Source organism: Xanthobacter versatilis, assembly GCF_043193975.1.
Classification (GTDB): domain Bacteria; phylum Pseudomonadota; class Alphaproteobacteria; order Rhizobiales; family Xanthobacteraceae; genus Xanthobacter; species Xanthobacter autotrophicus_E.
This window is the reverse complement of sequence record NZ_JBAFVB010000002.1, coordinates 562,943-583,837: the sequence shown is the minus strand read 5'-3', so window position 1 is coordinate 583,837 and position 20,895 is coordinate 562,943. Positions and strand designations below refer to the sequence as shown.

Below are 20,895 nucleotides of genomic sequence, written 5' to 3'. Positions count from 1 at the left end.
TTCGCGCAGCCGCCGCGCGCGCGGCGTGGACAGGGATGGGCCTCGGCCTCCTCGCCCTCGCGTGGCAGTGGGGTGCCTCGGTGTTCGGCCCCTTCGTGCTGCCGAGCCTGCGGGACACAGGGCAGGCCATGGTGCAACTGGTGGTGAGTGGCGCTGCCGGCCCGGCGCTTCTGGCCACCCTGGTCCATGCCCTCGGCGGGTGCCTTGCGGGTGGCGCGGTGGGGCTGGTGCTGGGCATTGCCGGTGGGTTGGTGCTGCCGGTTGGCGCCATGTCCCGCCCCGTGTTCACGGCGCTGCTGGGCACGCCGCCCATCGCCTGGGTGGTGCTGGCGCTGCTGTGGTTCGGTCCCGGCGGCGCTGCGGCGGGCTTCACTGTGGCCGTCACCGCCGCGCCCATCCTCTTCCTTGCCGCGCTGGAAGGTGTCGCCAGCCGCGATCCGGCCCTCACCGAGATGGCGTTGCTCTATCGCGCGCCGCCGCTCCAGCGCCTCACCGACCTTGTGCTGCCAGGGTTGGCGGACTTCCTTCTGCCGGCACTCGCCACGGCGCTCGCCTTCTCCTTCAAGGTGGCGGTGATGGCGGAAGTGCTGAGCGGGGCCGATGGGGTCGGGGGCGGCCTCGCCACCGCGCGCTCCCATTTCGACCTCGCCGCCACCATGGCGTGGATCGTGCTCGCGGTGGTCGTGTTGCTGGTCGCCGATGCCCTGCTGCTGGCGCCCTTGCGCGGCTGGCGGGCGTCGCGCGAGGGGTCAGCCGTCGCGCCGGCGGAGGCCTGATCATGCTGGCTCTGGAACGGCTGCATCTTGCGTTCGATGGGGTGCCGGTGCTGGCCGGCATCGACCTGACGGTGAAGTCCGGCGAACTGGTGGTCCTGCTCGGTCCCTCCGGCTGCGGCAAGACCAGCCTGTTGCGCCTAGCCGCCGGTGTCGAGGCAGTACAGGCCGGGCGTGTGGCCAACCGCTTCGCGCGCACCGCCATGGTGTTCCAGGATCCCCGGCTGATGCCGTGGGCCGACGCGAGCGACAACGCCGCCTTCGGCCTCAAGGCGCTTGGCGCGGCGAGGGCGGAGCGCCGGGCGGCCGCGCAGGCTATCCTGCGGCGCCTCGGCCTCGGCTCCGCCGATCTCGGCAAGCGGCCGGCGCAGCTCTCCGGCGGCATGCAGCAGCGCGTCGCCATCGCCCGCGCCTTCGCGCTCCGGCCGGACCTGGTGCTGATGGACGAGCCCTTCTCCGCCCTCGACGTGGGCCTGCGCGGCGATCTTCAGGCGCTGCTGCGGGCTGAGGTGGAAGGGGCGGGGGCGGCGGCTCTGTTCGTCACCCACGACATCACCGAGGCGGTGCGCCTCGCCGACCGCATCGTGGTGCTGTCCCCCCGCCCGGCGCGGGTGGTGGCGGATCTCCCGCAAAAGCCCATCCGGCCCGAGGCGGCGCCCGGAGCGGTGTTCGAGGCCGCTGCGGCCCTCCTGAAGCGGCCGGAGGTGGCGGCAGCGCTCGCCGCGCCGGTGACGGCAGGCGCGCCCTTGCGCAACGATCCGGCCGTGCTCCAAAGCCTCGGCCAGCCCGCCGCCGCGCGCTGAAGCCAGCCCCTATCCGCGAACCGGATCGGAAGCGGCCGCGCGGCGCACCCGCTCGGCGAAGCGGGCCACGGCGTCCTGCTCCAGCGTGCGCTGGATGGCCTTTGCCGCCACCACACCGTCCGCCATGGAGGTGGCGCAGCAGGGATGCATGCGCTGGGCGATCTCGCCGATGGCATAGAGGTCGGGGATGGAGGTCTCGCAATCCGCGCTGGTCTCCACGAAGCCGCGCGGGTCGCGGGCAAGGTCGAGGTGCCGGGCATAGGGCAGATAGGGCTCCCAGCCGTAGAGCACCACGATGCGATCGAAGCGCCGGCCCGCCACCTCGGGGATTTCGGGTGCCACCGGATAGGTGCCGATGCGTACGTCCGCCGGAGGCACCTTCTCCAGGAACTCGCGCCGGGCCCGGATGGTGCGGGCATAAAGGGTGACGCGTTCCGCCCCACGCTTGCGCACGAAGATGTAATTCTCGAAGGCATTGTCGCCGCCGCCGAGGATGGCGACGGACTGGCGCTCGAAATCCGCGTTGAACATGGTACGGCCGGGACCGATGATCACCTCATGGGATTCCGCGAAGCCGCCCTTCACCGGCCGCACTCCCGAGGCCAGCACGCAGGCGCGCCCGAGCAGCGTCTCGCCGCCCGCGGTGGTTACGCGGAAGCCGCCCTCCACCACCTCAAGAGCGGTGACGGATTCGCCGAGGCGGCAGACGATGTCATGCTCCATCACGTGGCGATGGATGTCGGCTGCGACCTCGAATCCGGTCTTGTCGCGGACCGGGGCCATCCACTTGTTGGGATAGGGATTATCGTTCTGCAGGCCACCGAGGACCTGCCTGCGCTCGATGATGCAGGGGCGGAAGCCGAGCATCTTCAGCCACAGGGCGCATGACGCCCCAGCTGGCCCCCCGCCGATGATCACCGCGTCGAACATGGGCTCCCGCCGCTGTCGTTACCGCCATTCCGGATACGAAAGCTTATGCGAGGTGGATCGCTGCGGCTAGCCAGGGGCCGTCGGGCAGCCGTCGGAACGGCCACCCGGCGGGGACGGTGAGCCATCCCCGCCGGGCCAAGCGCTTGCCGGAGCGGGATGAGGCACCCCGGCCAGCGCATCTCCTATGCCGACGATGCCGGTCTGCGACCGTCATCGAGAGGGCTGCGCTCAGGCGCCGCGCGGGCTGGCACCCATGGCCCATCCCTGCGGTTCGTGGGCCGTTGGTGTCACTGAAGATCGATGAGGATTTTCAGTTCCGTTCCGGCGGGGCTGAGCAGGGCCTCGAAGCCGTTTTCCACCACCTCGTCGAGGCGGATGCGGCGGGTCACAACCTTTTCCGCCGGCAGGATGCCGCTGCCGATGAGAGCGGCGACGCGCGGCCACATGAGGGTCGTGTAGCACCACGAGCCGCGCACATCGATGTCCTTGAAGGTGATGGTGAATCCGTCCACGGCGGGCTTGCCCACGTGAAGGCCGACCTGCACCACCACCCCCTGCCGGCGCACCGCCTCGATGCAGGTGCCAAGCGCCGCCTCGGCACCCACGCATTCCAGCGCCACGTCCACGCCGACGCCGCCCTCGGTCTGGTCGCGGATGGCCTCCGGCACTTTGTCCGAGCGGGGGTTGAGGGTGATGACGTCGGGCAGGATCTGCCGGGCCATGGCGAGGCGGTTGTCGTTGGTATCGCTTAGGAAAATCCGGGTCGCCCCGGCCGCCCGCGCCGCCAGCACCTGCAACTGTCCGATGGGGCCGGCGCCGGTGACGAGGACGCTGTCGCCGGGCTTCACGCCGCCCCGCTCGGCCGCATAGACGGTGACTGCGGTGGGCTCGATGAGGGCGGCCTGCGCGTCGCTGACGCTGTCTGGCACCCGGAACACGTTGTAATCATTGACAAGCGAGTATTCCGCCATGCCGCCCCACGGCCAGGCGAGGCCGATTATGGCGAGGCTCTCGCTCAGTTGATAGAGGCCGCGCTGGCCGAAATAATCATCCCTCGGGGACACCATGGGCTGCACCGAGACGCGGTCTCCAACCGCCACGTTGGTGACCGAAGATCCAACAGCCACAACGGTTCCGCCGTACTCATGACCGAGGATCTGGGGGGCCTTGGCGCCGGTGTAGGGGTGGGGCTGGGTGGGGATGAAGATGGGACCGGCGGCATATTCATGCAGGTCCGTGCCGCAGATGCCGCAAAACCTATTTTTCACAAGGACTTGGCGGGGACCCGGCTGGTCGGTCGGGGCCGGGATATCCTCGACGCGCACGTCGCGCCGGGCGTGGAAGCGGGCGGCCTTCATGGGCGTTTCTCCTTCATTTATCGTTGGTTAGCGCGTCGTAGGCGGCCAAGGCCTTGCCGGCGTAGACGGCGGCAGGGCCGCCGCCCATCTCGATGGCCACGGCCAGCGTCTCGGCCAGCTCCTCGCGGCTGGCGCCATGGCCTTTGGCATTGGAAACATGGAACAAAATGCAATCGCCGCAGCCCTTGTGCACGGCGATGGCCAGCGCCATCAGCTCCTTGACCTTGGTCGAAAGGGTCGCGGACTTCGACGCCTCCGACATCAGGTTGCGAAACGCGCCCATGGCCTGGGGCAAGGCTTTGCCGAGGGTGGCGAACCGAAGGTTCATGGACTTCAGCTCGTTCGATATCGACTGCTCGCTCATCGCCGCTCTCCCGCTCAGGTGAAGACCATGCCGCCGTCCACCAGCAGGGACTGGCCGGTCATGAAGTCGGAGGCGGAGGAGGCGAGGAAACGCGCCACCCCCACGAGGTCCGCCGGGGTGGAGGGCCGGCCCAGCACGGCGCCGGCGGCGAAGGTGTCGAACGCCTCGTTGTCGGCGCTGGTGAGGCCGCTGTCGCGGAAGCCCTTGTCGATGATCTTCCACATGTCGGTGGCAACCACGCCGGGGCAGAAGGCGTTGACGGTGATCTGATCCTTCCCGAAGGCCCGTGCCGCCGCCTGGGTCAGGGCCACCACGGCGAACTTGCTGGCGCAATAATGGGCCAGCGGCTCGTAGCCCTGCTTGGCGGCGATGGAGGCAGTGTTGACGATCTTGCCGCCGCCGCCCTGTCTTTTGAACGTCTTGATGGCCTCCTGCATGCCGATGAGCACGCCCAGCGCATTCACGTCGGTGACGAAGCGCCAGTCGTCTTCCGTGATGTCGAGAAAGGGCCGGGTCTGGGCCACGCCGGCATTGTTGAACAGCACGTCGAGCCGGCCATGGGCGGCCACGGCCTCATCGAGCAGGGCGCGCACCTGCGCCCGCTGGCGCACATCCACCGCAACCGCGATGGCGGTGCCGCCGGCGGCCGTGATCTCCCCGGCCACCGCGCGGGCGGCGGGCTCCGAGAGGTCGGCCACAGTGATGCGGGCGCCGTCCGCCGCAAGGGCTTTCGCGATGGCGGCGCCGATGCCGCCGGCCGCGCCGGTGATGACGATGCTCTTGTCCTTCAGGCTGGGCATGGTTCCTCCTTGATTATGATTGGCCACACGTCGCCGTTGACCGCCCTCTCGGGCGGCCACTTCCGGACTGCGGCGGCGGTGGACGAGCGGTCAGCGGCCAATGTGGTCCAGGAGCAGCTCGTTGACCTTGTTGGCCTTTTCCATCTGCACCATGTGCCCGGCCTCGCCGAGCACCTCGGCCCGGGCGCGGTCCCCGAGAGCCCCGGCATGGGCGGGCGGGATCACCTTGTCGCTGGCGCCGAAGATGACGAGCACCGGCACATCCGTCGGCTTCAGCTTTTCGGCCAGGATCTCGCTCTGGCGGCTGGCCGGGAACAGGTTGGCGGCGAGCGCGCGCAAGGCGTCGTCCACCCCGTCGAGGCGCTTGTACTTCAGGATGTCTTCCACCAGCTGGCGGGTGACCGTGCCGGGATCGTGGAACAGCTGTTCCAGCACCGGCTTCATGTCGCGACGGGACGATCCGGCGACGAAGCCATCCGTGTAGCCGCTGTTGATCTCGGCTCCGAGCCCGGCCGAGCCGATGAGGCCGAGGGAGGCGACCCGCCCCGGCTGGTCCAGAGCGGTGCGCATGGCCACCGCCCCGCCCATGGAATGGCCGACCAGATGGGCCTTCTCGATCCCGGTCTTGTCCATGAAGGCGAGCACGGCGCCGGACAGCCAGCCGAGGCTCGCCTCGCCGACGGCCTTGTCCGACTGGCCATGGCCCGGCAGGTCGAGGGCATAGACGGTGGCAGAGCCGGCCAAGGCGTCGATGTTGAACAGCCAGTTGTCGAGATCGCCGCCGAAGCCGTGGATGAGCACCACCGTGCGGGAGCCATCGCCGCGCCTGGCATAGCGCAGGCGGCCGAACGGGGTCTCCGCGAACTGGTATTTCGGCGCGCTCTCCTCCGCCGCCTCGTCCTCCTCGGCGGGGGCGGCATAGGTGGCGACGAAGGCGTCGATCTCGTCGTCGCTCACCTCTTCATCGGCGATGACGCCGATCAGGGCCTTGACCGGATAGACTGTGTCACGGGCGCCGATGGCGCGGCGCAGGATACCGGCATCGCCCGCCTCCACCACGCCGGCGATCTTGTCGGTCTCCACCTCGAGGATCTCGTCGCCCACGGAGATCTTGGTGCCGGGCGGCTTGAGCCAGCCCGTGACCTTGCCCTCCGACATGGACAGGCCCCACTTGGGCATGACGATGGGCTTGATGCGGGTGTCCAGCATTGGGGTTCCTCAAAAGGGGTTTGGGGAGACGGATCGAGGCGGGTTACGGTCCGTCGCAACGGCTCTCGATTGCTCTGTTTCACGGGTATCGTCATGGCCGGGCTTGTCCCGGCCATCCACGCTCCGCGGCTGGGAACTGCCTCGATAGGTCTAGGCAAGCGGGCCGGCGTGGATGCCCGGCACAAGGCCGGGCATGACGGTGTGTCGGCGGGCGGGAGAGGGGGCGGCGTCGCTTCAGCCGCCCCGGGTCCCCCCTCACGCTGCCAGCGCGTGGGGGACCGTCCGCAGCACCGCGCCGGCGATGGCGTCGGCGGTGGGGATGTAAAGGTCTTCCAGCGTGGGCGAGAACGGCACCGGGGTGTGCGGCGCCGTCACCATCTGCGGGGCGGCCTTCAGCGCGCCGAAGGCCTGCTGCGCCACGTAGGCGGCGACGTCGGTCGCGATGGAGCAGCGCGGATGGGCCTCGTCCACCACCACCAGGCGGCCGGTGGTCTCCACGCTCTCGATCACCGTATCCCAGTCGATGGGCGAGAGGGTGCGCAGGTCGATCACCTCCGCTTCGATGCCGTGCTGGCGCGACAGGGCAGACGCCGCGTCCATGGCGCGGTGGACCGTGAGGCCGTAGCTGACGATGGTCACGTCCTTGCCGTCGCGCACCACATTGGCCTCGCCGAACGGGATGGCATAGGCCTCCGTGGGCACATCCACCTCATGGCCGTAGAGGTTCTTGTGCTCGCAGAAGATCACCGGATCGTTGTCGCGGATGGACTGGATCAGCAGGCCCTTGGCGTCATAGGCATTGGAGGGGCACACCACCTTGAGCCCCGGCACATGGGTGAACATGGGCGTGAGCATCTGTGAATGCTGGGCGGCGGCGCGGAAACCCGCCCCCACCATGGCGCGGATGACCACCGGGGTGGTCGCCTTGCCGCCGAACATGTAGCGGAACTTCGCCGCCTGGTTCAGGATCTGGTCGAAGCACACGCCCATGAAGTCGAGGAACATGAGTTCCGCCACCGGGCGCATGCCGCAGGCCGCCGCGCCCACCGCCGCGCCGATATAGGCGCTCTCGGACAGGGGCGTGTCGAGCAGGCGGTTGCCGTGCTTGGCATAAAGCCCCTTGGTGACGCCGAGCACGCCGCCCCAGGCATCCTTTTCCCCCGGCGCCCCGGAGCCGCCGACGATATCCTCACCCAGCAGGATGACGCTGGGGTCGCGGCGCATCTCAAGATCGAGGGCTTCATTGATGGCCATCTTGAAGCTCAACTTGCGAGCCATGGTGTTTCCTTCCGGATTATCTTGATTGATCAGTAGGCGACGTAGACGTCGCTGAGCAGGTCGCGCGCCGCCGGCAAGGGCGCCGCCTTGGCGGAGGTGACCGCGTCGTCGATGAGGCTTGCCACCTCCCGGTCGAGGAGGGCGATCTCGGCCTCGCTCACCACCCCGGCGGCGGTGACGCGATCGGCGAAGATCTTCAGGCAGTCGCGGTTGGCGCGGTTGAACTCGTTCTCGCCCTTGGCCTTGTAGGTCTGGCTGTCGCCCTCGAAATGGCCGAAGAAGCGGTTCATCTTGCATTCGAGCACCGCCGGCCCGCCGCCCGCGCGGGCCTTGGCGATGAGGTCGCCGGCCGCCTTGTGAACTGCGAAGAAATCGGTGCCGTCCACGCTCACCGCCGGCAGGCCGAAGCCGGTGGCGCGGTCCACGTAGCTGTCCACAGCCGTGGCGTAGGTGACGGAAGTGGCCTCCGCATAGCCGTTGTTCTCGATGACGAAGATCACCGGCAGGTTCCAGATGGCGGCAAGGTTCATGCTTTCCAGCACCGTGCCCTGGTTGGCCGCGCCGTCGCCGAAGAAGGTGATGCCGACGCCGCCGTCGCCGCGGAACTTGGCCGCAAGCCCGGCGCCGCAGATCAAAGGCGCGCCGGCGCCGAGGATGCCGTTGGCGCCCATCATGCCTTTGGAGAGGTCGGCGATGTGCATGGAGCCGCCCTTGCCGCGGCAGGATCCGGTCTCCTTGCCGTAGATCTCGGCCATCATCTCGCCCACGTCCACGCCCTTGGCGATGCAGTGGCCGTGGCCGCGATGGGTGGAGGCGATGCGGTCGATGTCGGTGAGGTGCATCATGACGCCGGTGGCGCAGGCTTCCTCGCCGGCATACAGGTGCACGAAACCGGGGATATCGCCCTTGGCGAACTCCACATGCAGCCGCTCCTCGAAATCGCGGATGGTGCGCATGGTGCGATAGGCTTCGAGGAGCTGGTCCTTCGGCAGCGGGATGGGATTGTTGGACAAAGCGCTTGGCGTCGGCTCAGGCATGCTCTTCTCCTCCTTAAGGGACGGGGAGGGCGGTTGGTCCCCGCTCCCACCGGAATGTCCGGTGCGGTAGCGATCGGGCATCCTCTCCGTTGAATTTGCTTTGGCTCGTTGTTTTTGCCTTGGAGGGACTTGAGCAAGGGGCGGGCCAACTGTCCGATTTTCTGAAAAAGCTTGGCTCCGCTTACGTATTGCATTGCAACATCGGTACGCCACTGCTGCGCGCGCGCCACAGGTGTGGCGGCGAATGCCACAGGTGTTGCAGCCTTGACTTGGCATTGGATTGCCTGCGCTGCGGCACGACTTGAGGGAGCCCGCGCCAGCACATTTGCCGCGCCCCTTGCCGCCGCCGCCGATCAGGGCGAGACTTCCGGCAAAAGGAACGGTCTGGGAGGATCGTCATGAAGCGGGAGCAGGCCGCGCACATCGATGAGCTGGTGCGCGCGGCGAGCGGGCACGGCTCGCGCCGCGATGCCATCATCGAGGCGTCGTGGCGGCGCTGCGTCAACGAGCACAACCTTGACCCGGTGGTGCTGCGCGACCCGTGCATCGTTACCAATGCCCGCCTGCGCGAGCATCAGGAGGCCATGGACGAGTTCCTGCACACGGCGCGCTTCGGGGTGGAGACGCTTTATCGCGAGGTGGCGGGCCTCGGCTACGTGCTGCTGCTCACCGATGCCAAGGGCATCACGGTGGACTTCATCGGCGATCCCACCTTCGACAGCAACCTCATGCGCGCCGGCCTCTATCTCGGCGCCGACTGGAACGAGCCGCATGCCGGCACCTGCGCGGTGGGCACCTGCATCGCCACCGGCGAGGCGCTGGTGGTGCACCAGTCCGACCATTTCGACGCTACCCACATCCCGCTCACCTGCACGGCCGCGCCGGTGTTCGACCCCAGCGGCGCGCTGGCGGCGGTGCTGGACATCTCGGCGCTGCATTCGCCGCAGCCCAAGGAGAGCCAGTATCTGGCGCTGCAGTTCGTCAAATCCGTCGCCCACAAGATCGAGACGGCGCACCTTCTCAACCGCTTCCGCCGCGAATGGATCGTGAAGCTCGCGCCCTCGCCGGAATTTGCCGACGTGGACCCGGCCTATGTGCTGGCGGTGGATGGATCGGGCCGCATCCTCGGCTTCAACAACCGCACCCGCCAGCTCATGATGCGCGAGCTGGAATGCCGCCCCGCCCTGGCCGACGGGCGGCCGCTCGCCGGCCGACCCCTGTCCGAGTTCTTCGACCTCCAGGTGGACGACCTGCCGCGCCTGATGCCGTCGCGGCCGGCGTCGCAGCGCATGGTGCGCCTCGCCCTCTCCGGCACGCCCTTGTTCGCGCAGGCCCAGCAGCCGCCGGCGCGTGTCGCCTCGCCCTCGCCGCTTGCCCCCGCGCCGGTCCTGCCGAAGCCTTTGGAAGCCCTCACCTGCGGCGATGGCGCCATGCTGGAGGTGGCGGCGCGGGCGGCCAAGCTCGTCAACACCCAGATGAGCCTGCTCATCTGCGGCGAGACCGGCACCGGCAAGGAGCATTTGGCCAAAGCCATCCATGCCGCGAGCGGTCGTGCCGGCAAGCCGTTCGTGCCGGTGAACTGCGCAGCGCTGCCGGAGACGCTGATCGAGGGCGAATTGTTCGGCTACGAGCCGGGCGCCTTCACCGGCGCCGCCGCCAAGGGCAAGCGCGGCCTCGTCATGGAGGCGGATGGCGGCACCCTCTTCCTCGACGAGATCGGCGACATGCCGCTGACCCTCCAGACCCGCCTGTTGCGGGTGCTGGCCGAGCGCGAGGTGACGCCCATTGGCCGTACCCGTCCGGTGCCGGTCAACATCCGCGTCATCGCCGCCACCCACCGCGACCTCATCGCCGAGGTGAAGGCCGGGCGCTTCCGCGAGGACCTCTATTTCCGCCTCAGCGGCGGCGTGCTCGCTTTGCCGGCCCTGCGCCAGCGCGCGGATCTCGACTGGCTGGTGGCGCGGTTTCTGGCCGAGCGGGGCGGGGTGCTGCGGGTGCCGTTCGAGCTGTCGGGCGAAGCGCGGGCGGCGCTGCACGCCTATGCGTGGCCCGGCAACATCCGCGAGCTGGCCAATGCGCTGGACTATGCCTGCGCGGTGGCAGGCGACGCCGTCATCGCCTGGGACGACCTGCCCGACCGCATCCGCCACGCGGCGCCGGTGGCGACTGGGCCGTGTGGGACGGCGCCTGTGGCGCTCCTCGTCGGGTCTTCTGCCGTTGGCGGGATGGGGGCTGGTGGCACCAGTCCGGACGAGCGCGGCGCCCTGCTGGCGCTTCTTGCCGCCCAGCGCTGGAACGTCTCGGCGGTGGCTCGCGCGCTGGGCGTGGACCGCACCACCATCCACCGCCGCATGCGCCGCTTGGGGATCACCTCGCCACGGCATGGGGACGAGGGGGGCAACTGAGGTCAGCCCGGAGCTTCAAAGCGGACGGTTTCGCCTGGCGCGGTCTGCTCCCTCTCCCGCCTGCGGGGGAGGGGTCCATGTTGCGCCCCGGTCCTGACGGCCGGGCTTATCTGAGATTCAACGCCGGTAGCGCTCATGCCATGTGGCACTCACGCCATCAGCTTGCGGGCCATGTCGGCGTTGGCGAGGGGGCGGCCGAGGGCGCGTGCGGCGTCGCAGGCGCGCTGCACCTGGGCGGCGTTGTTGGGCGCAACCGTGCCGTCAGGGGCAAACAGGTTGTTCTCGAAGCCCACCCGCACGTGGCCGCCGAGCCCCGCCGCCACCGTGGCGCAGGCGTTCTCCTTCGGCCCGAAGGCACACATGGACCAGAGCGGCGCCGTCTGCGTCCCCGCCGCGAGGAAGGGCAGAAGATCGCTGGGCTGGGAGACCTGTCCCGTGGTGTAGCGCCCCAGCACGAACAGCGGGAAATCCTGCCCCTCGCCCAGCACGCCGCGGGCCTTGAGGGCGCCATAGCGCACCACGTCGTCGGCGCTGTAGAGGATGATCTGCGTGAAGATGCGCTCGCGCCGCACGAAGGCGAAGAAATCCGCCGCCGCCGTTTCGGCCGCCTCATCGGGAATGATCTCCCGGAGCGCCAGCGACACCGCCTCCGGCTTCACGTCGCGCACCACCGCCATCTGCTCCGGCGCCTTGTAGCGGCCCGCCGCCTCCGAGGTGATCTGGAGCACCAGACGATCGCCCACCGCCGCGCGGATGGCAGCCGAGGCGTCGCGATAGGCGTCGGCATCCAGCAGGTGGCGGCCCTCGGCGTCACGCACATGGAAATGCAGCAGCGCCGCGCCGGCCTCCAGGCTCTCGGCGGCCGCACGGGCAAGGTCCGCCGCGGTCATGGGCAGGGCCGGGTGGTCCGCCTTGGTGCGGGTGGCGCCGTTGGGGGCGTTGGCGACGATGAGGGGCGGCCAGTCGAAAGCGGACACGGGCGCGGGATCGGCGGCGGTCTTGGTCATGGGCGGCTTTCCAGGGCGTTTTCAGCGACGGCGGACCTCCCTGCCCCCGCGAGGGCGGGAGGGGAGGGACGCTTGCGGCAGGAGTGGATACCGGGCCCGAAGGCACGGGAAAGCAGAGTCTCGAAACTGTCCGAAAACCGCGAGGGTCACTCCGCGGCGGTGAGGCCGAGCCGCTTCATGCGGTCGGAGAGGGTCTTGCGGGGGATGTTGAGGGCCTGCGCCGCCGCCGAGATGCGCTGGCCCGACGCTTTGAGCGCATCCTCGATCACGAGGCGCTCCACCCGGTCCAGCAACTCGTTGAGGCCGGGGGTCGCGGCCCCGCCGGCGGCGAAATCGGGGGCGAGGAAGCCCAGGATGTGGCGCTCGGCGGCGTTCTTCAGCTCGCGCACGTTGCCCGGCCAGTCGGCCAGCATGAGCGCACGGCGCAGCGAGGGCGGCACCTCCGTCACCGGCCGCTGGTACTTCACCGCCGCCTGCACCACGAACAGCTCGAACAGCAGGGGAATATCCTCCCGCCGCTCGCGCAAAGGCGGCAGCACCAGCTTCACCACATCGAGGCGGAAGCACAAATCCTTGCGGAAGCGGCCGGCGTCGGCGAGGGCGGCAAGGTCCTCCTTGGTGGCGGCGATCACGCGCAGGTCCACCGGCACGGCGGTGTTGGAGCCGAGCCGTTCGATCTTGCGGTCCTGCAGCACGCGCAACAGCTTGACCTGCATGGCGAGCGGCATGCTCTCCACCTCGTCGAGGAAGAGGGTGCCTCCGCTCGCGTGCTCGATCTTGCCGATGCGCTTCTTGCCGGCGCCGGTGAAGGCGCCGGCCTCGTGGCCGAACATCTCGCTCTCGAACATGCTTTCGGGGATGGCGCCGCAATTGACCGCCACGAACGGCTTGTCGCGCCGCGATCCGCCCTCGTGCAGGGCGCGGGCCACCTGCTCCTTGCCGGCGCCGGTCTCGCCCAGCACCAGCACGTCGGCACTGGTGGAGGCGAGCTGGGCCACGTCGTCCCGCAGCCGGCGGATGGCGGGGGACTGGCCGACGAGGCAGCGCTCGATGGCATCGCCCGCCTCGCCCCGGTCCAGCGCCATGCGCAGGCGGCGGTTTTCCATCACGAGGGCGCGCTTGTCGAGGGCGCGGCGCACCACCTCCACGAAGGCGTCGGAGACGAACGGCTTCTCGATGAAATCATAGGCGCCCTCGCGCATGGCGCTCACCGCCATGGCTACGTCCCCATGGCCGGTGATGAGCACCACCGGCAATTCGGGATCGCGCCGGCGCACGTCCGCCAGCAGTTCCAGCCCGTCGCGCACCGGCATGCGCACGTCGCTCACCACCACGCCGGGAAAGTCGCGGCCGATGGCGGGCAGGGCCGCATCCACGCTGTCGAAGGTCTCGACCGCGATGCCGGCCAGTTCCAGCGTCTGCTCGATGGTGATGCGGATCATCTCCTCGTCGTCCACCAGCACCACGCGGGGCCGGGCGGCCGAGTGCGGGGCGGGGGTGGACTTGAGGGCGCGCTCAGCACACATGGTGCGTCCTTTCGTGGCGCAATCTTTCCGGCTGGGGCGGGACCGCGTCCGCGCTCTCCGCAGCCTCCATGACGAGATCGAAGGCGAGGCCGCCGCCTGTCCGCGCGCGGGCGGTGAGGGTGGCGCCGAATTCGCGGGCGATGGCGAGCGAGATGGGCAGGCCCAGCCCCAGCCCCTCGCCCGCCGGCTTGGTGGTGAAGAAGGGATCGAAGATGCGCGCGAGGGTGGCCTCCGGCAGGCCGGGGCCGTTGTCCTCCACGCTGAGGACGATGCGGGAGCCCTCGCGCCGGGTGGAAAGGCCGACCCAGGCGCTAGGCCGGCCCTTCACCGCGTCCAGCGCGTTGCCCACGAGGTTCACCAGAACCTGGCTCAGGCGGATGGGCTCGAACCGCACGGTGGCAGCGGCCGCGTCGAGGTCGGTCTGGACGCCGATGCCGGCGACGCGGATGCGCGGGGCGAGGATGGCGAGGCTCTCGGCCACCGCCGCCGCCACGTCCACCGGCAGCGTCTCGCTGCTGCTCTTGCGGGCGAAGGCGCGCAACTGCCCGGTGATCTTGCCGAGCCGGTCCACCATGGCGGTGATGCGGCCGAGATTGGCCTGCGCCTCCTCCTCGCGCCCCTGCTCCAAAAGCTTGCCGGCATTGTCGGCGAGGCCGCGCAAGGCGGTGAGGGGCTGGTTCAGCTCATGGGTGATGCCGGCCGCCATCTGGCCGAGGGTCGCCATCTTGGCGGCCTGCACCAGTTCGTCCTGCGCGGCGCGCAGCTCCGCCTCGGCGCGGCGGCGTTCCTCGATCTCGCCCGCGAGCTGGCCGTTGGCGGCGGTGAGGTCGGCGGTGCGGGCCTCCACCTTGGCTTCCAGCTCGCGCTGCGCGGCCTCCAGTGCCGCGCGGGCGGCGAGGCTCTCGCGGGCGCGCTTGAGGTGCTGCCACCAATAGAGGCCGATGAGGCCGAGCACGCCGAAGCCCAGCGTCATGCCCACGCGGGCGGTGCGCCCGGCCAGCTCCAGCGCAGCGGCGTCGGCAAACAGCAGCAGGTGCCAGTCATAGGGGACAAGGGGCTTGTCGTCGGCGATGACCCGGCCGTGAGGGGCCACGTCCGAGGCCGCGATCAGGGGCACGCCGCCCACCGTCTCCACCGTGCCGAGATTGAGCAGCGGATAGGTCTTGCGCCCGTATTGGCGAGTCTTTTTCAATTCCTGCGCGGTGGCGGCATCGATGGGGCGGGTGGCGTGGAACTTGAAGCGCGTATCGGAGGCGAGGAAGACGATGCCATTCGGGTCGGTCACCAGCACCCGGTCGGCGGCTTCCTGCCACACCGCCTCCAAGGGGTCGAGATTGACCTTGGTGACCACCACGCCCCGGATCCTGCCGTCGATCGCCACCGGGGCGCTGATGAAATAGCCGGGCACGCCGGTCAGCGTGCCGATGGCGTAGAACCGGCCGGCCTGGCCCGCCATGGCCTCGGTGAAATAGGGGCGATAGCTGAAGTCCACGCCCACATAGGTCTCCCGCGTGTCCCAGTTGGACGCGGCGATGGTCATGCCCGAGGGGTCGATGAGATAGAGCACGCTGGCCCCGGCAGCGCGGTTGAGGGTTTCCAGATAGGTGTTGACGGTGGCGATCAGCCTCGGGTCGTCGGGCTGGACGAGGGCGCTGCGCACATTGAGGTCGAGGGCGGCGGCGGCGGGCAGATAGCCGAACCGCTCGATGGCGCCCTCCAGGCTCTGGGCATAGATCTCGCTGCGGTGGCGGGCCTCGCTGGCGAGGCGCTCGCCGACGCGGGCCTCCGCCATCTCCCCCGCCTTCACCACGGCGAACAGTGCTGCCGCGCCGAGAACGGCGAGGAGCATGGCGCGCGCTGCGGTGGCGAGATCGGGGCGCATGGTCCTGGTCCGTCGGCTCCCTGGCCGCTTGGCCGCCGTGGCGCGGTCCTTGTCTTTAGCCGGCGCCCGAGGGTAGGCGCCGGCGGATGCTCGTCCCGGCTCAGTCGGTGGTCAAGCCTTTGAGTTCCACCTCCTCGAAGCGGTGCTGCTCGGCGGTGACGAGGGCGGAGAGCTCGCGCTTCAGCTCGTTGAAGGCGGGCGAGGCGCTGTCGCGCGGGCGCGGCAGCTCCACCTTGATGTCCCGCTTGATGGTGCCCGGCCGGTAGGTGAGCACGACGATGCGGTCCGCGAGGTAGATGGATTCCTCGATGGAATGGGTGACGAACACGATGGTCTTGCCCGTGGCCGACCAGATCCGGATGAGTTCGTCCTGAAGTGAGCGGCGGGTGAGGGCATCGAGCGCGCCGAACGGCTCGTCCATCAGCATCACCGGGCTGTCCAGCGCCAGCACGCGGGCGATGGCCACGCGCTGACGCATGCCGCCGGACAGGTCCTTCGGGAAGCGGTCGCGGAACTCGGTGAGCTTCAGCATGGCGAGCAGCTCGGCCACGCGGGCGTCGATGTCGGCGCGCTTCATGCCCTTGATTTCGAGGCCGAAGCCGATGTTCGCGGCCACGCTCATCCACGGAAACAGCGCGTATTCCTGGAACACCATGCCCCGGTCGGGGCCGGGGGCGGTCACCTTGAGCTTATCCACCTCAATGGTGCCCCTGGTGGGGGCGGAGAAGCCGGCGATGGCGTTGAGCAGGGTGGACTTGCCGCAACCCGACGGGCCGAGCAGGCACACGAACTCGCCGCGGTTGATGGTGAGGTCGATGTCTTTCAGGGCAACGATCTCGCCGCCGGGGACGACGAAGCGCTTGTCCACGCCTTCGACGACGATGTGGGGCGAAGCAGGCGCGAGGATGGGCTCGATGACTGGCATGGCGCGCTCGGTGAGGGCTTCGACGGAGGCAGGCTGCAGGGACATGGCGTTCCTCACGATTCCAGACCGCGATGCCAGCGGAGCAGATGGTTGTTGAGGCGGCTCACCGCCATGTCGATGGCAAGGCCGAGGAGGCCGATGGTGAACATTCCGGCGATGATCTTGTCGGACCAGAAGTATTCGCGCGCCTCCAGGATGCGGAAGCCGAGGCCGTTGTTGACCGCGATCATCTCGGCCACGATCACCACGATGAAGGCGGTGCCGATGCCGATGCGCGCGCCCGACAGGATATAGGGCGTCGCCGCCGGCAGGATCACCCGCCGGAAGATGGTGAGGCGGCTCGCCCCCAGGCTCCGGGCGGCGCGGATATAGATGCCGTCCACGTGCCGCACGCCGGCGATGGTGTTCATCAGCACCGGGAAGAAGGCGCCGATGGCGATGAGGAACACCGCCGGCGCATTGCCGAGGCCGAACCACAGGATGGAGAGCGGGATGTAGGCGATGGGCGGGATGGGCCGCAGCACCTGCATCAGGGGGTTGATGTGGCGGTAGATGGTGTCGCTCGATCCCATGAACAGGCCGAGCGGCAGGGCGAGGCCCGCCCCCACGAAGAAGCCGAGGGCGACGCGGGTGAGGGAGCCGATGGCATCATGGATCATCTCGCCGGAGAACAGCCAGGCGAGATAGGAGCCGGCGGCCGGGTCATAGGCTTCCATGGGGGCGAGATAGGCCCACCAGCGCACGGCCACCGCGGCCGGGGAGGGCAGGACCATGGGGTTCACCAGCCCCAGCGAGCAGGCAAGCTGCCACAGTACGAGGGCGGCGACGGGCACGGCAAGGCCCTCCGCCACGGATTTCAGGCGGGACGTGTGCATGGCGATGCCCTCAGTTGATGCCGGCGGAGGCCTTGGCGGCGTCGAGCAGGTCGAGCTTCACCCAGTCCGCGGCCTTGGCGGGGGTCGACATCTTGCCGATGCCGTACTTGGCCATCACGTCCGTGGTCTTCTGGATGTGGTCGGCGGTGATCGACAGGGTGTAGGGCGAATTGGCGAGGGCTTCCTGGAATTCCTCGGCCGTGAGCTGGCCCTTGAACACGTCCTGGGTCACGAACTTCTCGGCCGCCTTGGGATCGTCCATGAAGGTCTTCTGCGCCTTCACGAAGCAGGCCATGAACTTCTTCGCGGCTTCCGGGCTGCCGTTGTAGAACTTCTCGCTCATCACCAGGGTGCGCACCGGCGCGCCGATGGGGGTGTCGTAGGGCTTCAGCATCTCGGTGCCGAAGCCGCGGGCGATGGCCTGGGCCGATTGCGGCTCGGTCTGCATGATGGCGTCCACCTGCTTCTGCAGCAGCGCTTGGTTGAGGTCCGGATAGCCCAGATAGATGATGGTCAGGTCCTTGGGCGTGAGGCCGACCTTGCCCATCTCGGCGGCCAGCAGCACTTCCTGGATGGAGCCGCGGGTGACGCCCACCTTCTTGCCCTTCAGGTCCGCGACCGTCTTGATGCCGCTGTCGGGCACCGCCAGCAGGCGCGCGCCGCCGCTGGCGAAGCCGCCGACGATGTAGATGGGTGCGCCATTGCCGCGGCCGGAAATGGCGGCCTCGGAGGCGGTGGCGCCCACGTCCAGCTCGCCGGCGAGGATGGCCTGCATCACGTCCGGGCCCTTGGCGAAGATCTTCAGGTCGACCGTGATGCCGCAGCTGGAGGCAATCTCCTTGATGTAGGAGACGCCGGCGAAATGGGCAAGCTTGAGGTTGCCGACGCGGATCACCTCCTGCGCCGAGGCGGGCAGGGCGCCGAACGCCAGCACCGCCGAGGCGGCGAGGAGGGTCGCAAGGCGGACGCCACGGCGGGCGACACGGCGCGAGGGTGCGGAGGTGCGAAGAGATGTGTGCAAGGCGCTTCTCCCGGGAGGGCCGGCTCTCATGGCCGGTTGGATGAATGGTCCCATCCCATTGCACCACGCATGCCAGCCATGCGCAAGGCGCGCCTCTTTGTATAAATCATTGGAAATAATTATATTTTTTGAAGACAGCGGGTCGTGCCACCGGGCCAGTGCGGCGGATTTCCGCCGCTTGCCGGGGTGGGCCGGCGGTTTCTCGCCGGGGCGAGGGGCGCATCGGGGCGGCCGGGTAGGGGGCGTGTGGGAGCCCGCCATCTTCCCTTGCGGACATCCCGCACTGCGATACCAGTCGCACTGCTACGTGAAGAGACGGATGTTGCACTGGTCTATCGTCGCCAATTGGCTTAAACGATTCAGGCCTAACCGGCGAAGAAGCCGGATCGAACCAATAAAGCCTCAGAATCGGGCAACCAGGGAGTGAATCATGCGAGTGAGCGGAATGATTGCGGCGGTCGCCGCAAGCATCGCTATGGCTGGCGTCTCCATCGCAGGCGTCGCCGTGGCCGCGGAACCCATCAAGATTGGCCTCAGCGGCCCCTTCACCGGCGGTTCGTCCTCCATGGGCGTGAGCATGCGCGACGGCGTGAAGCTCGCGGTGACGGAAATCAACAAGAACGGCGGCGTGCTCGGCCGCCAGCTGGTGCTGGTCGAGCGTGACGACGAGGCCAAGAACGAGGTGGGCGTGCAGATCGCCCAGGAGCTCATCAACAAGGAAGGGGTGGTCGCCACCCTCGGCTATATCAACACCGGCGTGGCTCTCGCCTCGCAGCGCTTCTACCAGGAAGCGGAAATCCCGGTGATCAACAACGTGGCCACCGGCACGCTGATTTCCAAGCAGTTCCTGCCGCCGGACAACAAGTCCAACTACATCTTCCGCACCTCCGCCAACGACGCGATCCAGAGCGTCATGATCGCGGATGAGGCGGTGAAGCGGCAGGGCTTCAAGAAGCCGGCCATCCTCGCGGACTCGACCAATTACGGCCAGCTCGGCCGCGCCGACCTCGAGAAGGCGCTGGCGGTCCTGAACGTGAAGCCGGTGGTGACCGAGAAGTTCAACATCGGCGACACCGACATGACCGCGCAGCTGCTGCGCGCCAAGGAAGCCGGCGCCGATGTGATCCTCACCTACGCCATCGGCCCCGAGCTGGCGCAGATCGCCAACGGCATGGCCAAGCTGGGCTGGAAGGTGCCCATGATCGGCTCCTGGACCCTGTCCATGGCCAGCTTCATCGACACCGCCGGCCCCAACGGCGATGGCGCGCTGATGCCCCAGACCTTCATCCAGCTCCCCGATACCCCCAAGCGCAAGGCCTTCATCGAGGCCTATCAGGCGGCCTACAAGATCGACCGCATGCCGTCCCCGGTGTCGGCCGCGCAGGGCTATGACTCAGTGTTCCTGCTCGCCGCAGCCATCACCCAGGCCGGCTCCACCGACGGCCGCAAGATCCGCGAAGCGCTGGAAAACCTGAACACCAAGGTGGAAGGCGTGGTCACCGTCTACGACCGCCCCTTCAGCGCCACTGACCATGAGGCCATCACCGGCAACATCCCGGTGTTCGGCCTGGTGAAGGGCGGCCGCGTGGTCGCCGCCCATCCCGAGGACATCGCCGGCGACAAGGCGGTCCGGGTGAAGCCCAAGAACTGAGCGCGATCGGTCGCAACTGATCGGCCGGCAGCCTTTTCGCCGGCCGGCGACGAGAAGCCCGCCCGGTGCGCTTGCGCGTGCCGGGTGGCGGCCTTTCCCGCGCGGGACGCGGGGCTTGCGGTCGGGGATTTGCGCTTCGGAGACCCTTGATGAACATCCTCTCGCAGCTCATCGTCAGCGGCATCGCCGTTGGCATGATCTATGGCGTCATCGCCTTCAGCTACCAGCTCACCTTCGCCACCTCCAAGACGCTGAACTTCGGCCAGGGCGAAGCCCTGATGTTGGGCGCGCTGGTGGGGCTCACCACGGTGAACTTCCTCATCGGCCAGGCGCTGGGCACCCCGCTCGCCTATCTTCTGATGCTGCCCATCGTGTTCGCCTTCGGCCTCGCCCAGGGGGCGGTGGTGGAATGGCTCGGCGTGCGCCCGGCGGTGAAGGCCAATTCCGAGGCCGGCTGGATCATGGCCACGATCGCGCTCGGCATCATCTTCCGCAATCTGGCGGAAAATATCTGGGGCCGTGACGCCCTGCGCTTTCCCTCGCCCCTGCCGGAAGCCTCCCTCAACATCCTCGGGGTGCGCATCCAGCCCATGGAGATCGCCATCGTGGTGGGCGCGCTGGTGATCATGCTGGCGGTGGAGGTGTTCAACCGCCGCTCCATCTTCGGCAAGGCGGTGGTGGCCACCGCCAACGACCGCGACGCCGCCGGCCTGATGGGCATCGACACGCGGCGCGTGATTACCTTCTCCTACGCCCTGTCCTCCATGACGGCGGCCTTCGCCGGCGTGCTCATCGCCCCGGTCACCCTCACCGGCGCCACCATGGGCGCGGTGCTGGGGCTGAAAGCCTTCGCGGTGGCCATCATCGGCGGCCTGTCGAGCGGCATGGGCGTGATCGTGGGCGGGCTCATCCTCGGCATCACCGAGACCCTCACCGGCTACTACATCTCCACCGGCTACAAGGACGTGCCGGGCCTCGTGCTCCTGCTGCTCGTGCTGTCGCTGAAACCCTCGGGCCTGTTCGGCCGCGCCACCATCAAGAAGGTGTGAGG

General features: G+C 68.7%; 18 protein-coding genes. 5 read left to right on the top strand and 13 right to left on the bottom strand.

Going from position 1 to position 20,895, the window contains the following annotated elements; all coding sequences use genetic code 11:
• The first annotated feature begins 35 nt into the window (after window positions 1–35).
• Both V5F66_RS06330 and V5F66_RS06325 read left to right on the top strand, forming a co-directional pair.
• Window positions 36–776: an ABC transporter permease gene (locus V5F66_RS06330; RefSeq protein WP_394051295.1), complete on the top strand. Its 741-nt coding sequence runs from the start codon at window positions 36–38 to the stop codon at window positions 774–776.
• Between the two features lie 2 nt (window positions 777–778).
• On the top strand, window positions 779–1,576 hold the full coding sequence (locus V5F66_RS06325; protein ID WP_394093487.1) for an ABC transporter ATP-binding protein: 798 nt from the start codon (window positions 779–781) through the stop codon (window positions 1,574–1,576).
• Window positions 1,577–1,585: 9 nt separating this feature from the next.
• Here the strand turns inward: V5F66_RS06325 and V5F66_RS06320 are convergent, their stop codons facing one another.
• From V5F66_RS06320 to V5F66_RS06290, 7 genes are all read right to left on the bottom strand, one after another.
• The gene (locus V5F66_RS06320) at window positions 1,586–2,506 is read right to left on the bottom strand and encodes an NAD(P)/FAD-dependent oxidoreductase (RefSeq protein WP_394051293.1); all 921 of its coding nucleotides are present in this window, start codon (window positions 2,504–2,506) and stop codon (window positions 1,586–1,588) included.
• Between the two features lie 287 nt (window positions 2,507–2,793).
• Window positions 2,794–3,864: a 2,3-butanediol dehydrogenase gene (locus V5F66_RS06315; protein WP_394093486.1), complete on the bottom strand. Its 1,071-nt coding sequence runs from the start codon at window positions 3,862–3,864 to the stop codon at window positions 2,794–2,796.
• A gap of 13 nt (window positions 3,865–3,877) precedes the next feature.
• A complete protein-coding gene (locus tag V5F66_RS06310; protein ID WP_394093485.1) occupies window positions 3,878–4,228 on the bottom strand; it encodes a carboxymuconolactone decarboxylase family protein in 351 nt (116 codons plus the stop codon).
• 14 nt (window positions 4,229–4,242) lie between these two features.
• The gene (locus V5F66_RS06305) at window positions 4,243–5,028 is read right to left on the bottom strand and encodes a glucose 1-dehydrogenase (RefSeq protein WP_012116010.1); all 786 of its coding nucleotides are present in this window, start codon (window positions 5,026–5,028) and stop codon (window positions 4,243–4,245) included.
• A gap of 90 nt (window positions 5,029–5,118) precedes the next feature.
• Entirely contained in the window at window positions 5,119–6,237 is a 1,119-nt protein-coding gene (locus tag V5F66_RS06300) for an acetoin dehydrogenase dihydrolipoyllysine-residue acetyltransferase subunit (protein WP_394093484.1), read from the bottom strand.
• A gap of 255 nt (window positions 6,238–6,492) precedes the next feature.
• Complete coding sequence (locus V5F66_RS06295) at window positions 6,493–7,515, bottom strand: alpha-ketoacid dehydrogenase subunit beta (protein ID WP_394093483.1); 1,023 nt, start codon at window positions 7,513–7,515, stop codon at window positions 6,493–6,495.
• A gap of 29 nt (window positions 7,516–7,544) precedes the next feature.
• Window positions 7,545–8,552 (bottom strand): thiamine pyrophosphate-dependent dehydrogenase E1 component subunit alpha, encoded by a 1,008-nt coding sequence (locus tag V5F66_RS06290; protein ID WP_012116013.1) that lies wholly within the window; start codon window positions 8,550–8,552, stop codon window positions 7,545–7,547.
• A 398-nt stretch (window positions 8,553–8,950) separates the two neighbouring features.
• Here V5F66_RS06290 and V5F66_RS06285 point away from each other — a divergent pair, with 398 nt between their 5' ends.
• Window positions 8,951–10,957, top strand: a complete 2,007-nt coding sequence (locus V5F66_RS06285; RefSeq protein ID WP_394093482.1) for a sigma-54-dependent Fis family transcriptional regulator — start codon at window positions 8,951–8,953, stop codon at window positions 10,955–10,957.
• 149 nt (window positions 10,958–11,106) lie between these two features.
• Here the strand turns inward: V5F66_RS06285 and V5F66_RS06280 are convergent, their stop codons facing one another.
• From V5F66_RS06280 to V5F66_RS06255, 6 genes are all read right to left on the bottom strand, one after another.
• Complete coding sequence (locus tag V5F66_RS06280) at window positions 11,107–11,964, bottom strand: beta-keto acid cleavage family enzyme (RefSeq protein WP_394093481.1); 858 nt, start codon at window positions 11,962–11,964, stop codon at window positions 11,107–11,109.
• Window positions 11,965–12,110: 146 nt separating this feature from the next.
• Window positions 12,111–13,490 carry a sigma-54-dependent transcriptional regulator gene (locus V5F66_RS06275; protein WP_394093480.1) on the bottom strand — a complete coding sequence of 460 codons (1,380 nt, stop codon included), beginning with the start codon at window positions 13,488–13,490 and terminating at the stop codon, window positions 12,111–12,113.
• A complete protein-coding gene (locus V5F66_RS06270; protein ID WP_394093479.1) occupies window positions 13,480–15,372 on the bottom strand; it encodes a sensor histidine kinase in 1,893 nt (630 codons plus the stop codon). The genes V5F66_RS06275 and V5F66_RS06270 overlap by 11 nt, the downstream gene beginning before the upstream one ends.
• 100 nt (window positions 15,373–15,472) lie before the next feature.
• Entirely contained in the window at window positions 15,473–16,342 is an 870-nt protein-coding gene (locus tag V5F66_RS06265; protein ID WP_394093478.1) for an ABC transporter ATP-binding protein, read from the bottom strand.
• An 8-nt stretch (window positions 16,343–16,350) separates the two neighbouring features.
• The gene (locus tag V5F66_RS06260; protein WP_012116019.1) at window positions 16,351–17,172 is read right to left on the bottom strand and encodes an ABC transporter permease; all 822 of its coding nucleotides are present in this window, start codon (window positions 17,170–17,172) and stop codon (window positions 16,351–16,353) included.
• 10 nt (window positions 17,173–17,182) lie between these two features.
• The gene (locus V5F66_RS06255; protein ID WP_394032606.1) at window positions 17,183–18,247 is read right to left on the bottom strand and encodes an ABC transporter substrate-binding protein; all 1,065 of its coding nucleotides are present in this window, start codon (window positions 18,245–18,247) and stop codon (window positions 17,183–17,185) included.
• Between the two features lie 376 nt (window positions 18,248–18,623).
• Between V5F66_RS06255 and V5F66_RS06250 the strand changes: the two genes are divergently transcribed.
• Together V5F66_RS06250 and V5F66_RS06245 are read left to right on the top strand one after the other, a co-directional pair.
• The gene (locus V5F66_RS06250; RefSeq protein WP_012116021.1) at window positions 18,624–19,844 is read left to right on the top strand and encodes an ABC transporter substrate-binding protein; all 1,221 of its coding nucleotides are present in this window, start codon (window positions 18,624–18,626) and stop codon (window positions 19,842–19,844) included.
• 149 nt (window positions 19,845–19,993) lie between these two features.
• Window positions 19,994–20,893, top strand: a complete 900-nt coding sequence (locus V5F66_RS06245) for a branched-chain amino acid ABC transporter permease (protein ID WP_012116022.1) — start codon at window positions 19,994–19,996, stop codon at window positions 20,891–20,893.
• Window positions 20,894–20,895: the final 2 nt, after the last annotated feature.